At 70.2% G+C, this 15,125-nt stretch carries 8 protein-coding genes; 7 read left to right on the forward strand and 1 reads right to left on the reverse strand.

All coding sequences use genetic code 11. The annotated features are described in order from the left end of the window. Positions 1–36 precede the first annotated feature (36 nt). The 6 genes from polA (at position 37) to coaE (ending at position 8,229) form a co-directional block, all read left to right on the forward strand. Positions 37–2,727 carry a DNA polymerase I gene (gene polA / locus ACGFJ2_RS25965; RefSeq protein WP_357945592.1) on the forward strand — a complete coding sequence of 897 codons (2,691 nt, stop codon included), beginning with the start codon at positions 37–39 and terminating at the stop codon, positions 2,725–2,727. Positions 2,728–3,012: 285 nt separating this feature from the next. Further along, the gene (locus tag ACGFJ2_RS25970; RefSeq protein WP_393472735.1) at positions 3,013–4,068 is read left to right on the forward strand and encodes a polysaccharide deacetylase family protein; all 1,056 of its coding nucleotides are present in this window, start codon (positions 3,013–3,015) and stop codon (positions 4,066–4,068) included. Positions 4,069–4,269: 201 nt separating this feature from the next. Further along, complete coding sequence (gene rpsA / locus ACGFJ2_RS25975; RefSeq protein WP_225291707.1) at positions 4,270–5,757, forward strand: 30S ribosomal protein S1; 1,488 nt, start codon at positions 4,270–4,272, stop codon at positions 5,755–5,757. Between the two features lie 107 nt (positions 5,758–5,864). Beyond that, positions 5,865–7,058: an epoxide hydrolase family protein gene (locus ACGFJ2_RS25980; RefSeq protein ID WP_358180969.1), complete on the forward strand. Its 1,194-nt coding sequence runs from the start codon at positions 5,865–5,867 to the stop codon at positions 7,056–7,058. A 95-nt stretch (positions 7,059–7,153) separates the two neighbouring features. Next, a complete protein-coding gene (locus tag ACGFJ2_RS25985) occupies positions 7,154–7,600 on the forward strand; it encodes a GNAT family N-acetyltransferase (RefSeq protein WP_357945601.1) in 447 nt (148 codons plus the stop codon). A gap of 26 nt (positions 7,601–7,626) precedes the next feature. After that, positions 7,627–8,229 carry a dephospho-CoA kinase gene (gene coaE / locus ACGFJ2_RS25990; protein WP_358180966.1) on the forward strand — a complete coding sequence of 201 codons (603 nt, stop codon included), beginning with the start codon at positions 7,627–7,629 and terminating at the stop codon, positions 8,227–8,229. Positions 8,230–8,320: 91 nt separating this feature from the next. Here coaE and ACGFJ2_RS25995 read toward each other — a convergent pair whose 3' ends face one another. After that, positions 8,321–13,888 carry a TIR domain-containing protein gene (locus ACGFJ2_RS25995; RefSeq protein WP_393472291.1) on the reverse strand — a complete coding sequence of 1,856 codons (5,568 nt, stop codon included), beginning with the start codon at positions 13,886–13,888 and terminating at the stop codon, positions 8,321–8,323. A gap of 54 nt (positions 13,889–13,942) precedes the next feature. On the opposite strand from ACGFJ2_RS25995, the gene ACGFJ2_RS26000 reads away from it, so the two are divergent. Continuing rightward, the gene (locus ACGFJ2_RS26000; RefSeq protein ID WP_393472294.1) at positions 13,943–15,115 is read left to right on the forward strand and encodes an SLC13 family permease; all 1,173 of its coding nucleotides are present in this window, start codon (positions 13,943–13,945) and stop codon (positions 15,113–15,115) included. Positions 15,116–15,125: the final 10 nt, after the last annotated feature.

A 15,125-nucleotide genomic window follows, 5' to 3' on the forward strand; every position in this document is an offset into this window, starting at 1 on the left:
AGGTTTTCTGTCGGAGATGGAGACTAGGCTGCTTGTGTGCCGAAGAGTGAAGTGACCCCCAGCCGCCCGTGCCTGTTGCTGCTCGACGGGCATTCCCTGGCCTATCGCGCGTTCTACGCGCTCAAGGACGCCAACCTCATGACCACCGACGGTCAGCACACCGAGGCGGTCTACGGGTTCACCTCGATGCTGACCAACATCCTGCGCGACGAGCAGCCGTCGCACGTGGCCGTCGCGTTCGACCGGTCGGAGCCGACGTTCCGGCACGAGGAGTACGCCGACTACAAGGCCAACAGGAGCGAGACCCCCGAAGACTTCCGGGGTCAGATGCAGCTCATCTACGAGCTCCTCGACACGCTGCGCGTCCCGCGCATGTCCAAGGCCGGGTTCGAGGCCGACGACCTCATCGCCACGCTCGCCACCCGGGCCAGCGCCGAGGGCATGAACGTGCTGATCGTCACCGGCGACCGCGACGCGCTCCAGCTGGTCGACGAGCACGTCACGGTCCTGATGACCCGCCGTGGCATCAGCGACATGACCAGGTTCACCCCCGAGGCCGTCGAGGAGAAATACGGCCTGACCCCGGTCCAATACCCCGACTTCGCGGCGCTGCGCGGCGACCCCAGCGACAACCTGCTCAGCATCCCCAGCGTCGGCGAGAAGACCGCCGCCAAGTGGGTGCGCGAGTTCGGCTCGCTGACCGCGCTGGTCGACCGGGTCGACGAGGTCAAGGGCAAGGTCGGCGACAAGCTGCGCGAGCACGTCGCCCAGGTGCTGATGAACCGCCGGCTCACCGAGCTGCTCCGCGACGTCCCGATGGAGGTCGAGCTGGGCGAGCTCAAGCAGGGCGTCTGGGAGCGCGAAGAGGTCAACAAGCTCTTCGACACGCTGCAGATCCGCGGCGAGCTGCGCGAGCGCGTCTTCAAGGTGCTCGGCACCGGCGAGCAGGAGCCCGACCAGGGCTTCGAGGTGGAGACCATCATCCTCGGCCCCGACCGGGTCGCGGGCTGGCTGTCCGCGCTGCCCGCCGGCCGGGCGGGCCTGGCCTTCAAGGGCGCCTACGGCAGCGGCACCGGGCGCATCGACGCCCTCGCGATCGCCTCGCCCGACGGCACGGCCGCCTTCATCGACCCGGTCAAGCTCACCGAGTCCGACGAGGTCGCGCTGCGGGCCTGGCTGGCCGACACCGACCGGCCCAAGGCCGTCCACGACGCCAAGGGCCCGATCCTCGCGCTCTGGTCGCAGGGCATGAGCCTCAAGGGCCTGACCTGCGACACGGCCCTGGCGGCCTATCTGGCGATGCCCGGCCAGCGCACCTTCGCCCTCGAAGACCTGGCCCGGCGCTACCTCAACCGCGACCTGCGCGCCGAGGAGGAGTCCAGCGGGCAGGCCGCGCTGTTCGGCGACGACGAGGACGCCCCGGCCAAGGACCTGGCGCTGCGCGCCCATGCCGTGCGCGAGCTGGCCGAGGCGCTGGAGACCTTCCTGACCGGCCGCGGCGGCACCCAGCTGCTGACCGACGTGGAGCTCCCGCTGCTGACCGTGCTGGCGGAGATCGAGCGCGCGGGCATCGCCGTCGACAGCGAATACTTCGCCGCTCTGGAGGCCGAGTTCGGCGCCGCGGTCAAGCACGCGGTCGAGGAGGCGCACGCGGCCGTCGGCGAGCAGTTCAACCTGGGCTCGCCCAAGCAGCTGCAGGAGATCCTGTTCACCAAGCTCAACCTGCCCAAGACGAAGAAGATCAAGACCGGCTACAGCACCGACGCCGACCAGTTGGCCTGGCTCGCCACGCAGACCGAGCACGAGCTGCCGGTCATCATGTTGCGCCACCGCGACCAGACCAAGCTGCGCACCACCGTCGAGGGCCTGATCAAGGAGGTCTCCGACGACGGGCGGATCCACACCACGTTCAACCAGATCATCGCGGCCACGGGCCGCCTGTCATCCGAAAAGCCCAATCTCCAGAACATCCCGATCCGCACCTCCGAGGGCCGCCGCATCCGGCAGGGCTTCGTGGTCGGCGCGGGCTACGAGACGCTGCTCACGGCCGACTACAGCCAGATCGAGCTGCGCATCATGGCCCATCTGTCGGGTGACGAGGCGCTGATCGCCTCCTTCGAGTCCGGCCACGACTTCCACCAGGCGACCGCGGCCCGGGTGTTCGACCTGCCGCCCGAGCAGATCGACGGCGAGCTGCGGGCACGCATCAAGGCGATGAACTACGGCCTCGCCTACGGCCTGTCCGACTTCGGGCTGTCCGGGCAGCTCAACATCCCGGTGGCCGAGGCGCGGGCGCTCAAGGAGGAATACTTCCAGGAGTTCGGCGGCGTCCGCGACTTCCTGCAGGCCATCGTCCAGCAGGCGCGCACCGACGGCTACACCGAGACCATCATGGGCCGCCGCCGCTACCTGCCCGACCTGACCAGCGACAACCGGCAGCGCCGCGAGATGGCCGAGCGCATGGCGCTCAACGCGCCCATCCAGGGCTCGGCGGCCGACATCATCAAGGTGGCCATGCTCAACGTCTCCCAGGCGATGAGGGAGGAAGGGCTGGGCTCGCGGATGCTGCTGCAGGTCCACGACGAGCTGGTGTTCGAGGTGGCCCCCGGCGAGCTCGACCGGCTCCGCGCCCTCGTGTGCGACCAGATGAACGCCGCCTACCACCTGCGGGTCCCGCTGGAGGTCTCCGTGGGCGTCGGCCGCACCTGGGAGGACGCGGGCCACTGACCGGCCGCCGACGCTCGTGACGGTGAGCGTGAGGGGCCGCGTGGACGGTCTCGTCGTACCGGACGTTTATCCCCGTACGGTGGGGCAAGTCGATCTTTGTCCGGTGGGACCGTCCGGCGCTGAGCGGCGGCGGTCCCACGCCGTGAAGCAGGGTGGTCCGGCGGGTCGCGAACAGCGGCCAGTACGGGGTTCTGGACTACCCTGAGGGTAATTTCCCCCGAGTGGCACGGGAGCCTTGTGCGATCGTCAGCGTCCTTCCCCCGGTTAATCGCCCTCGCGAACGTCATGGTCGTGTCAGTGGCGGTCATCGGGCTGATGCTGCAGTCCTCCTCCGGCCGGTCCGTGCCCGGGCCGCCGGCGGTGGCCAAGATCGAGCAGTCCGCGCAGCCCACCCCCGCCGAGCCCGTGCCGACGTTCGCCGAGCCGCCCGGGGTGGTGTCCACGCCGGAGTTCGCCAAGCAGGTCAAGGCCAACGAGCTCGGGCTGGTGCCGGTGCTGATGTACCACCGGATACTCAAGAAGCGGATCGCCTCCATCGACCGCACGCCCGACCAGTTGCGCAAAGAGCTGGAGAAGCTGGCCAAGCAGGGCTACGCGCCGATCACCGCCAAGGAGTTCGCCACCGGTGACATCCGGGTGCCCGCCGGCCGGTTCCCCGTGGTGCTGACCTTCGACGACGGGCACGAGAGTCACTTCAGGCTCGACGCGAGCGGCAACCCCGCGCCGGACACCGCGGTCGGGGTGCTCCTCGACGTGGCCCGGCGCTATCCCGAGTTCCGGCCGGTCGCCACGCTGTGGATCAACCACGACCCGTTCGGGCTGCGGCAGCCCGACCAGCAGGCGGCGGCCGTGCGGTGGCTGGTCGAGCACGGGTTCGAGGTGGCCAACCACACCTGGTCCCACCCCAATCTGGCCGCCATGCGGAAGAAGAAGGTCAAGGAGCAGATCGTCCGGCTCGAACGGCTGCTGAAGAAGCTCGGCGCCGGGCCGGCCGTCACCATGGCCCTGCCGTTCGGGGCGATGCCGCACCCGAAGAAGATCGCCCGGCACGGTGAGTGGGACGGCACGTCCTACGACTTCGCCGGGGTCTTCCTGGCCGGGGCCGAGCCGTCGCTTTCGCCCTTTGCGAAAAAATTCGACCCCGTGGCCATCCAGCGCATCCAAAGCAACGGCAAAAAGGGCGAATGCCGCAAATGGTGCTCGCAGTACTGGCTGGAGTGGCTGAACAAGCACCCTGGGGACCGCTACGTCTCCGACGGGGATCCCACGAAGATCTCCATCCCGCAGCGTCTTCAGGGTAATATCACCCCGAAGCGGAAAGATCAGCTGATCGTTTACTGACCAGTGCGGGGCCGGTTGGATTGACCCCACGCTCAACGTCTCATATGCTGATCGCTGCGCTGTGGGCTCGCGCGCGCCTCAGACGGAGCGGGCTCGCGCTCGGTCACGTCGATGTCGTTATTTCCTCGGCTTGATGCGGAAGAGGGCCTGCCGCGCGTCCGCCACATCGACATCCTGTCCGCGTTCGGAGCAATTCCACACATGACGTCCAGCACTGAGGCCACCTCGAGCACCCCGCAGGTAGCGGTCAACGACATCGGGTCCGAGGAAGCCTTCCTCGCAGCGATCGACGAGACCATCAAGTACTTCAACGACGGCGACATCGTCGAGGGCACCGTCGTCAAGGTCGATCGAGACGAGGTCCTTCTCGATATCGGCTACAAGACCGAGGGTGTCATCCCCTCGCGTGAGCTTTCGATCAAGCACGATGTCGACCCAGCGGACGTCGTGGAGGTCGGCGAACACGTCGAAGCCCTGGTTCTCCAGAAGGAGGACAAAGAGGGCCGCCTGATCCTGTCCAAGAAGCGCGCTCAGTACGAGCGCGCCTGGGGCACGATCGAAAAGATCAAGGACGAGGACGGCATCGTCACCGGCACCGTCATCGAGGTCGTCAAGGGTGGACTCATCCTCGACATCGGCCTCCGTGGCTTCCTGCCGGCGTCCCTGGTCGAGATGCGCCGTGTCCGCGACCTGCAGCCGTACGTCGGCCGCGAGCTCGAGGCGAAGATCATCGAGCTGGACAAGAACCGCAACAACGTGGTCCTGTCCCGCCGCGCCTGGCTCGAGCAGACGCAGTCCGAGGTTCGCCAGACGTTCCTCAACACCCTCCAGAAGGGGCAGGTCCGCAAGGGCGTCGTCTCCTCGATCGTCAACTTCGGTGCGTTCGTGGATCTCGGCGGCGTCGACGGCCTGGTCCACGTGTCCGAGCTGTCCTGGAAGCACATCGACCACCCCTCCGAGGTTGTCGAGGTCGGCCAGGAGGTCACGGTCGAGGTCCTCGATGTCGACATGGAGCGCGAGCGCGTCTCCCTGTCGCTCAAGGCCACTCAGGAAGACCCGTGGCAGCAGTTCGCCCGCACCCACCAGATCGGCCAGGTCGTGCCGGGTCGCGTCACCAAGCTGGTGCCGTTCGGCGCGTTCGTCCGGGTCGAGGAGGGCATCGAGGGCCTGGTCCACATCTCCGAGCTGGCCGAGCGCCACGTGGAGATCCCGGAGCAGGTCGTCCAGGTCGGCGACGAGATCTTCGTCAAGATCATCGACATCGACCTCGACCGGCGTCGCATCAGCCTGTCGCTGAAGCAGGCCAACGAGGGTGTCAGTGGCGCCGAGGTCGAGTTCGACCCGACGCTCTACGGCATGGCGGCGACCTACGACGACCAGGGCAACTACATCTACCCCGAGGGCTTCGACTCGGAGACCGGTGAGTGGCTCGAGGGCTTCGACAAGCAGCGCGAGGAGTGGGAGCGGCAGTACGCCGAGGCCCAGACCCGCTTCGAGGCGCACAAGAAGCAGATCGAAGAGGCTCGCAAGGCGGAGGCCGAGGCGGGCGAAGCCGCTCCCTCGTCCTACACCGGTGAGACCGCGGCTCCGGCCAGCAGCTCGGGCTCGTCCGCTCCGGCGGCCGGCGCCCTCGCCTCCGACGAGGCTCTCGCGGCTCTGCGCGAGAAGCTCGCGGGCGGCCAGAGCTGACCTGGTTGACTAGCTGACAGAGAAAGACCCCGCACCATCCGGTGCGGGGTTTTTCTTTTGGGTTAATGCGGAACGTCGCTTTCCGCGATGCTTCCTAGGGTTGCCGCATGATCGAACCCTTCCGCATCACCATTCCGCAAGCCGACCTTGACGACCTGAAGGACCGGCTCATCCGTACCCGCTGGCCGCGGACCCTGCCCGGCGGCGGCTGGAGCCGGGGCGTCCCGGTCGGCTACCTGCGTGAGCTGGCCGCGTACTGGGCCGACGGGTTCGACTGGCGGGCGCAGGAGGCCAAGCTCAACGCCTTCCCGCAGTTCACCACGGACATCGACGGGCAGCGCGTGCACTTCCTGCACGTCCGCTCGCCGGAGCCCGGCGCGCTGCCGCTGATCCTCACGCACAGCTGGCCGAACACCGTCGCCGAATTCCTGAACGTCATCGGCCCGCTCACCGACCCGCGCGCCCACGGCCTCGACCCGGCCACGGCCTTCCACGTGGTGGCCCCCTCGCTGCCCGGCTTCGGCTTCTCGCCGTTCCCCGAGCCCGCCGACGAGCGGCCCTGGAGCATCGTACGGGTGGCGCGGACCTGGGCCGAGCTGATGGAACGGCTCGGATACGAGCGGTACGGCGCCCACGGCAACGACGCCGGTGCTCTGGTCACCCCACAACTGGCGGCCATCGACAGCGATCACGTGATCGGCTCGCACATCACCGCCGGGCTCGGCATCCCGACCGGCGACCCGGCCGAGCTCGCCGACGCCACCGAGGCGGAGCTGGCCGAGCTCGCGGACCTGACCCAGCGGTTCGCCGGAGGCAGCGGCTACGGCCCGTACCTCGCCAACCGGCCGCAGACGCTGAGCTTCGGCTTCACCGACTCGCCGGTGGCGCAGCTGGCCTACCTGGTGGAGCGGTTCAAGGAGTTCGACGGCTGGCCCGATGAGGAGGCCGCCGAGCCCATCGACCGTGACCTGGTGCTCACGAACGCGAGCCTCTACTGGCTGACCGCGACCGGCGGCTCGTCCTCGTGGACGTACTACGAGGCGGCGGCGGGCATGCCGATCAACCAGACCGTGGTGCCGAGCGGGGTGTCGCACGGCGGCTCTCCGCTGCTGCGGCGCATCGCCGAGCGCGGGAATCGGGTGGTCCACTGGGCGGGCGAGCACGGCGACAGCCACATGGTGGCGATGAACTCGCCTGAGCCGCTGGTACGGAGCATCCGCACCTTCTTCGAAACCCTGGAAGGGCGAGTGGACGGGCGGCTGGGAGGGACACCGGAAGGAGCTCTGGAAGGGGCGCGGTAGCGGCTTCTGGAAGGGGCTCGGTAGGAGCTTCTGGAGGGAGCTCTGAGTGGGGCGCGGTAGGTCCCGCTGGGGTGAGGCTGCAGTAAGGTGCTCGCGTGGAAATCGAGCGTGCGCTGCCGGAGGACGCCGGTGAGATCCTCACCCTGCAGCGGGCCGCGTACGTCACCGAGGCGCAGCTGTACGGCGACCCCTTCCTGCCGCCGCTCCTGGAGTCCGTGGAGCAGGTCCGCAAGGCCATCGAGACCGGCCTCGTGCTCAAGGCCACCGACGCCGGCCGGATCGTGGGAGCCGTACGCGGCCAGCTGGCCGGCACCACCTGCCTGGTCGGCCGCCTGGTGGTGGCCCCCGACCGGCAGCGTCAGGGCCTGGGCCGGGCGCTGATACGGACGCTGCACGAGCGGATGCCGGAGGCGACGGCCTTCGACCTGTTCACCGGTCACCTGTCCGACGGCAACCTGCGCCTCTACCGCAGCCTGGGCTACCGCGAGACCCACAGGGAGCGCATGGACGACCATCTCACCTTGGTCCACATGCGCCGCTGATTGCCGATCACGGCTAGGCTTTCCGCGTGCTGAAAATCGGCCTCACCGGCGGCATCGGATCGGGCAAGAGCGAGGTCTCCAAGCGCCTCGCGGCGCGGGGCGCCGTCGTGATCGACGCCGACAAGATCGCCCGCGAGGTGGTGGAGCCCGGCACTCCGGGCCTGGCTCGCGTGGTGGCCGTGTTCGGCGACGAGGTGCTTCACCCTGACGGCTCACTCAACCGGGAGAAGCTGGGGGCCATCGTCTTCGCCGACCCCGACAAGCTGGCGACGCTCAACGGCATCGTGCATCCGCTGGTGGGGGAGCGGGTCGCCGACCTGCAGAGGCAGACGGCCGACGACGCGATCATGGTCTACGACGTGCCGCTGCTCGCGGAGAACCGGCTGGCGCCGATGTACGACGTGGTGATCGTCGTGGACGCCGCCGACGAGGTGCGCATCGCCCGCCTGGCCGAGCACCGCGGCATGCCGGAGCACGACGCCAAGGCCCGCATCGCGGCGCAGGCGACCCGCCAGGACCGGCTGGCGATCGCCGACATCGTGATCGACAACGAGGGCGACCTGGACGACCTGGAGGCCAGGGTCGCCCAGGTCTGGGACGACCTGCTGGCCCGAGCCGGCCGCGGCTGACCGGCTTCCTGCTGTCGGCCTCGGCCGGACCTGCTGACCGCCTTCGGCCGGACACCGGCCGGTCGGGTTTCCAGCGAGTCAGGAGGAGCGCTCAGAACGGGGAGTCGAGCGGCACTTGGCGGACCCCGGGCAGATACGGGTCCAGCTCACCCAGCTCGAACCGCGACATCCCGATGACGTGCCAGAACTGCCCGGAAACCTCCCCCTGGATCTTGTACCGGCCGTCGGGGGACAGCGCCGCCCACCCCTCCGGCAGGCCCAGCAGGGTGGCCCGCCGCTCCGTCCCCGCCCAGAGGATCACCACCCCGTCGTCCCCGGCACTGGCCAGCAGGTCCGCCGAAGGGCTGAACGCCACCGACCACACCCGCCGCGCGTGTCCCGCCAGCGTGTGCAGCGGCCGCCCCGTCGCCGTATCCCAGACCCGCACCATGAGGTCGTCGCCGCCGGTCGCCAGCCGCTCGCCCGTGGCGTCGAACGCGACGCTCCACAGCCGCCCGGCGTGCCGGTCGAGCGTGTGCCGCAGGCGCGGCTGCCAGGGCTGGCCGGGCCGCAGCTCCCAGATCATGGCGAGGCCGTCGTTGCCGGCGCTGGCCAGGTGCTTGCCCGAGGGCGAGAACACGACCGAGTAGACCCGGTCGGTATGGCCTTCCAAGGTAGCGATCCGGCCCCCGGACTCGACGTGCCAGATGCGTACGAGCCGGTCGTCGCAGCCTGTGGCCACGTAACGGCCGTCGGGGCTGAAGGCGATCGAGCGGACGCGGCCCCGGTGGTCGGCCAGGTTGCTCACCAGGCGGCTGGTCGGCCGATACCAGATGCGTACGCTGTCGTCGTCGTTGGCCGTGGCCAGCAGCGTGCCGTCGGGGCTGAACGCCTCGGCCCACACATGGTCGGTCTCGGCGTTGAGCTCGCGCTCGTAGTCGCCGGTGACGGCGTTCCAGAAATGTACGCCGCCGTCGTTGCTGGAGGTGGCCAGGACCGGCCCGGCAGGTGAGAACAGGGCCGAGATGAGCCGGTCGGCGGTGCCGGCGACCTCGCGCAGGCGGCGGCCCGTGCGCGGCTCCCAGATGCGGACGACGCCGTCGTTGCCGCTGGTGGCCAGCATCGAGCCGTCGGCGCTGAACCTGACCGAGGAGATCCGCCTGCCGTGGCCGCGCAGCACCCGCTGGCACTGGCTGCTGGCCGGATCCCAGAGGCGTACCGTCCCGTCGTTGCTGCTGGTGGCCAGCTGCTCGCCGTCGGGCCGGAACACGAACGGCCAGACCGAGCTGCGATGCCCGGTCAGCTCGACCCGCCGGCCGCCGCCCACCTCCTGCAGCCGGACGACGCCGTTGGAGTCGCCGCTGGCCAGCGTGCGGCCGTCGGGGGAGAAGACCACCTGGTAGACGGACCCGGTGTGGCTGGTGTGGACGCCGTGGGCCTGACCGGCCGGGTCCCACAGGCGTACGGCCCCGGCTGTGTCGCCGCTGGCCAGCAGGGAGCCGTCGGACGCGAAGGTCAGGCAGTAGACGCTGCCGGAATGGCCCTTCAGCTCGTGCCGCAGAGCCCATGAGGTCGCGTCCCACAGGCGTACCGTCCCCGCCTCGTCGCCCGTGGCCAGCAGTGACCCGTCCGGGCTGTGGACCGCACGGTAGACCGAGCCGCGGTGGCCGTCGAGCGTGCCCGTCACCTGTCCGGACGCCAGGTCCCAGAGGCGTACCACGCCTGCCGAGTCGCCGCTGACCAGCACCGAGTCGCCGAACGACACCGTGTAGACGGGTGCCTGGTGGCCCGCGAGCTCGTGGACGAGGCGGCCGGTGGCGGTGTCCCAGACGCGGATGACGCCGTCGCCGCCGCCCGCCGCGACGAGCTCGCCCGACGGGTTGAGGCGCACGGGCCAGACCCCGTCGGCATGGCCGCGCAGCTCGCGCAGGTGCGCGCCGGTGAGGGCGTCCCAGAGCACGACCAGGCCGTCGCTCGCGCCGGTGGCCAGCAGGCCCCCGGCGAACGAGACCGCGTACACACGGCCCGCGTGCCCCTGCAGCGTCCGCACGGGCGCGCCGGCCACGCACAGCAGCACGCCGCCGTCCTCGTGGCCGACGGCGAGCGTGGACCCGTCGGGGGAGTACGCGATGGGCTCCGGGAGCCGGCTGGTCTGGAAGTGATAGCCGTACGGCACGCCGATCGCGGCGGGCGCGAGCTGGATCTCCACCGGCTGGCCGGGCACCACGGAGGCGCCCGGCAGGTCCGGCAGCGTGCCCGTCACGTTGATCAGCGTGGCCCGGTGCCACCGGGCGCCCTCGGCGGAGATATCGCTCAGGTCCGTGTGGGCCAGTCGCGCGCCCGACAGGTCGGCCCCGGTCAGGTCGGCGCCCGCCAGCTTGGCGCCGTCGAGCCGGGCCCCGGCCAGCTTGGCGTCGCGCAGGACGGCTCGGGACAGGTTCGTGCCGACGAGCGTGGCGTCGGTCAGGTCGGCCCCGGTCAGGTCGACCTCCTGCAGGTCCCTGGCCGACAGGTCCTCGCCCTTGAGGTTCGCGCCCCGCAGGTCGGCCTTGGCGGGGGTGCGCAGCCGTGCCGAGATCTTGACCGCGTTCGCCCGCGACACGTCGTCGGCGGGCGGGTCGGCCACCCACGCCCGCAGCGCCCGTACGTCGGCCAGGTCGCACAGGAACTCGACGGTCAGCGCCGACAACGGCCGGCGCGACAGCCACACCGGCGCCTCGATCGTGGCGGCGATGTGCCGGGCGATCAGCCACTCCATGACCGAGGAGTGGATGAACCCGAACATGCCCTCCTCGGTGCGTACCAGCAGGCTCCCCGAGCCCACCGCGTGGGCGGCGTGCTCGGCGGACAGCTGCCCGCCGGCCAGACCGGTCAGCGTCTCGGCGTACTCGGTCAGCTCGTCGACGCCCAGCAGCGACTCGCCCGAGTCCCACAGCCGCAGCGCGAGCCCCGTCACGACCTGCCACAGCTCGTCGGTGGTCAGGGGAGTCGGTGACCCCGGCACCCTGGCCCGCCGCTCCTCGAAGGCCAGCCACGAGCCGAGGATCTCCTCATACAGCAGCGCCGGGCTGATCGTGTGGCGGGCGCCGGCCACCGTACGCAGCCGGTCGGCGTCGAGGTCGGCGATGAAGCTCAGCATCCGCGGGTTCTGGGCCAGGTCGAGCAGGTCCGTGATGCTCTCCATCAGCGACATGCGCGCCGCCGCCGCGTCGCCGTCGTCGAAGCGGTTGGCCAGGTAGGCGCGGATCTGGTCGTGCGTGAAATCCTCGACGCTGAGGACCCGCCGCTGCGGCAGCACGCCGACCATCTCGCCGAGCGAGGTGAGCACCTGGGAGTGCGACTTGAAGTGCTGGGTACGGCTGGCGACCACGATCTTCGCCTTGTCCTCGGCCGCGGCGAGTAACGTCGACAGGTGATCGGCCGCCCGGTCATAGGTGAGCCGGGTGACGAGCTCGTCGAACCCGTCGAACAGCAGCACGATCCGCCCCTGCCGCAGCAGGTAACGGAACGCCTTGAGGTCGATGAACTCCTCGCCGTGGCCGGCCAGATGGGCGGCGACCAGCGCGTCCACGGAGTGCGCCTTGTCCAGCGCCCGCAGCTCGATCAGGATCGGCGTCAGGTGCGGCAGCTCGGCCGGGATGCGCCTGGCCAGCTCGCGCAGCGCGAACGTCTTGCCGTGGCCGAAGTCGCCCAACAGCAGCAGGAACCGGCCGTGGTCGGCGGCCAGCAGCCGCATCAGCTCGTCGGTCAGGCCCTCCCTGACCTGGTGTCCGGGGCGGTCGAGCTCGCGGTAGCGCTGGGGGACGTACAGGCTGGGCGGGTAGCGGCGGTCGTTGGTGAGCCGGGCCGTCTGCTCGGCGACATAACCCGACAGATCCAGCAGGCCCTGGAACTCGGTGAAGCTGCGCAGCCGCACGCCTCTGCGCATGAGTTCGTCGCGCAGCGACCTGGCCGGGGGCGGCCCCTGGTAGACGAGCTCGGCGGCGAGGTCGGCGGCGTGTGCCTGCCGGACGAAATCATCGGCTTCGGCGGCGCTCAGCTCGCCCACGTGCGCACCGATCATCGTCTGCCGGACGAACCCGTCCTCGGGATGCGTGACGACCAGGTGGGCGGTGAACCGGCGGATCCTGGCCCGCTCATGCCGGGCCTCGCAGACCTCGGTGATCCGATCGAGCAGCAGATCCACCGGGCCCGGCTCGCGCTCGACCGGCGCGGGCTCGGGGGCGCGGGCCGCCGGCGCCTCCCCGGTGAAGGTGGCCTGGGCGGCCCGCCAGCTGTGGGAGACGCGCTCGGGACGGTCGGCGCCGGGCAGCCAGGTACGCAGGCCGCCGGCGGTGATCTCGACGACCTGGTGGTGCCCGGAGCGCGGCGCGGCGACGGCGGCCTCACCGGCCTCTCCCGCGCCCTGGAAGAGCAGGTTGAGCCGCCGGGCGAGGATCCGGTCGTAGGTCGGCGCGTCGCGCAGGGCCGACGGCGGGTGCCCGATCGCGCCGAGCCGCAGCCAGGCGCTCTCCTCGTAAGGGCGCAGCCGCTCGGCGAACCAGGCGGCCTGCCCCTCGCCGAGCAGGGGATAGGCGTCGCGTTCGAGGTGGCTCATGGCCATCGTCGAGTTGAGCCCGGCGACGACCACCTTCAGGTCGGGCACCTCGAACAGCGTCCACGGCTGGCCGCCGTCGAACACTCGATCGTCCAGCCCTTGGTACACCTCGCCGAACAGGCCCGCGAAATGCCGCCACTTCGGCCAGTAGGGCGGCTGCGGGGAGACGTCGTCGGCCTCGCAGGTGAGGAAGTAGGCGCTGGCCGCGGCCTTGGTGACGTCGCGCGGGCCCGGCACGATCACCAGCCGGTGCGGCTCCAGGCCGACCAGCAGCCGCAGGTCGGTGATGAAGCGGGTCGCCTGGCCGAACTGCCCAAGGCTGCCCGACTCGGTCAGGTCGCCGGTGACCACCATGAGATCGGGGCGCGGCATGCCCCTGTCGTACATCTCGGTGAGATCCGCCCAGATCCGCGCCTGCATGTCCTCGGGCGTGAACGGCTCGCCCGGATCCGGCAACGCCCGGCCGAACCGGGGGCCGCCGATGTGCAGCACGGTCAGCGACTCGCGGCCGTGGTCGGCGGTGGCCGACGGCGGGAACTTCGGCGCCGACACCGGGGTGCGCCGGGCCCGCGAGCGCTCACCCGGCGGCGGCAGGGTCGGCGCGGGCAGCGGCAGACCCGCGCCCGTCGGGAAGACGGGCGCCGCCTCCGGCTTGGCCCGGCCCGCCATGGCCTCCCTGACCCGGCCCAGCAGCAGCGCCCTGGCCTGGCCTGAATCGGTGACGCCGAGCAGGTCCACCCAGGTGATCGTGGACAGCAGCCCATCGAGACGTACGTCCTCGAGCCGGATCGTGATCAGCTTGTTGGACGGGTTGTCGGGGTCGGCGCGGAGCGCGGCCTGCCACTCCATGCGGCCGTAGCGCGAGGTCAGGTAGTTGCGCGAGAGCACGGCCACCACCACCTGCGCCTCGCTGACGCCGCGGTCCATGAAGTCGATGAAGTTCGTGCCGGGCACGAAGTCCCACGCCTGGATCATGGTCCGGTAGCCCGCCGCCTCCAGTTCCCAGGCGATCCAGGTCGCCCAAGCCGTGTCGGCTGGGGAATAGCTGACGAAGATCTCTGTCGGCCTGCCGTCACGTGCCATTCCCTCAGTATCCCCTGTGGGACCGGCGATTTTCAGCTGTGCGATCATCGACGGGTGTGGCTACGTCTTGGTGTGCTCGACTGGATCAGGGTCGGGTTGCTCGGGCTCGGCCTCGTCTTCGTGGCGACCGGGCTGCTGCCGTGGCGCGAAGCCGTGGACAGCCTGGATGAGATCGGGCCGTTGCTCGTCTTCCTGGTGGGCATCATCGTGCTGGCGGAGCTGACCAAGGAGGCCCAGGTCTTCGACGCCATCGCGGCGCGGATGGCGGTCTTGGGGCGGGGCAACTACGTCGCGCTCTTCTTCCTGTGCACAGCCTTCGCCTCATTTATTACGATATTTCTTAATCTCGATACGACCGCGGTGCTGCTCACTCCGGTCATGCTGGCGCTGGCTCCCAGGGCGCGCATCGCCGCCCTGCCCCTGGCTATGACCACGATCTGGCTGGCCAATACCGCCAGCCTCCTGCTTCCCGTCTCCAACCTGACGAACCTGCTCGGCATCAACAAGATCGCGCTCGACACGCAGCAGTTCGCCGGGCGGATGTGGGTGCCGCAGATCGTCTCGATCGCCGTGACGATGGCCTTCCTGTGGGTCTTCTTCTGGCGCCGGGGCCAGCGTCGCGACCTGCGGTACACGCCGCCCTTGCTGGAGCCGGTCGCCGACCGCGTGCTGTTCGCCGCCGCGGCCGCGGGCTGCATACTGTTCATCGGCGCGCTGCTGGTCAAGGTCCAGGTCGGCGTGGCCGCCTCGGCGGCGGCGCTGGTCGTCGTGGTGGCCTTCGTCGTACGCGACCGCGCCCGGCTGACCTGGAGCCTGATCCCCTGGCAGCTGCTCATCTTCGTGACGGGCCTGTTCCTGGTGGTGCCCACCCTCAGCCGCTACGGCCTGGCCGACCTGATGCGCTGGATGATCGGCGCCGAGGGCGACCCCTACCGGACGGCGGCGGTGGGTGCCGGGCTGTCCAACCTGATCAACAACCTGCCCGCCTTCCAGGCCATCGCCGAGGTCATCCCGTCGAGCGACCAGGACCGGTTGCTGGCCCTGCTGGTCGGCACCAACGTGGGGCCGGTCGTCACGCCGTGGGCGTCACTGGCGACGCTGCTCTGGTTCGAGTCGTGCCGCCGTCACGACGTGCCCGTACCGATGCGCCGCTTCCTGGCCACCGGCACGGGGCTGGCGATCGTCGGCCTGATCGCCAGTGTGTGGGCCCTTGTCACATTCGGCTGACCGCTCGTCA

The sequence above is a fragment of the Nonomuraea sp. NPDC049028 genome, assembly GCF_043197735.1.
Classification (GTDB): Bacteria; Actinomycetota; Actinomycetes; order Streptosporangiales; family Streptosporangiaceae; genus Nonomuraea.

Coding starts and splice junctions, on each gene's coding strand:
- ACGFJ2_RS25995 (WP_393472291.1), bottom strand. CDS start 13,888: ATGGCACGTGACGGCAGGCCGACAGAGATCTTCGTCAGCTATTCCCCA.
- ACGFJ2_RS25970 (WP_393472735.1), top strand. CDS start 3,013: ATGGTCGTGTCAGTGGCGGTCATCGGGCTGATGCTGCAGTCCTCCTCC.
- rpsA (WP_225291707.1), top strand. CDS start 4,270: ATGACGTCCAGCACTGAGGCCACCTCGAGCACCCCGCAGGTAGCGGTC.
- ACGFJ2_RS25980 (WP_358180969.1), top strand. CDS start 5,865: ATGATCGAACCCTTCCGCATCACCATTCCGCAAGCCGACCTTGACGAC.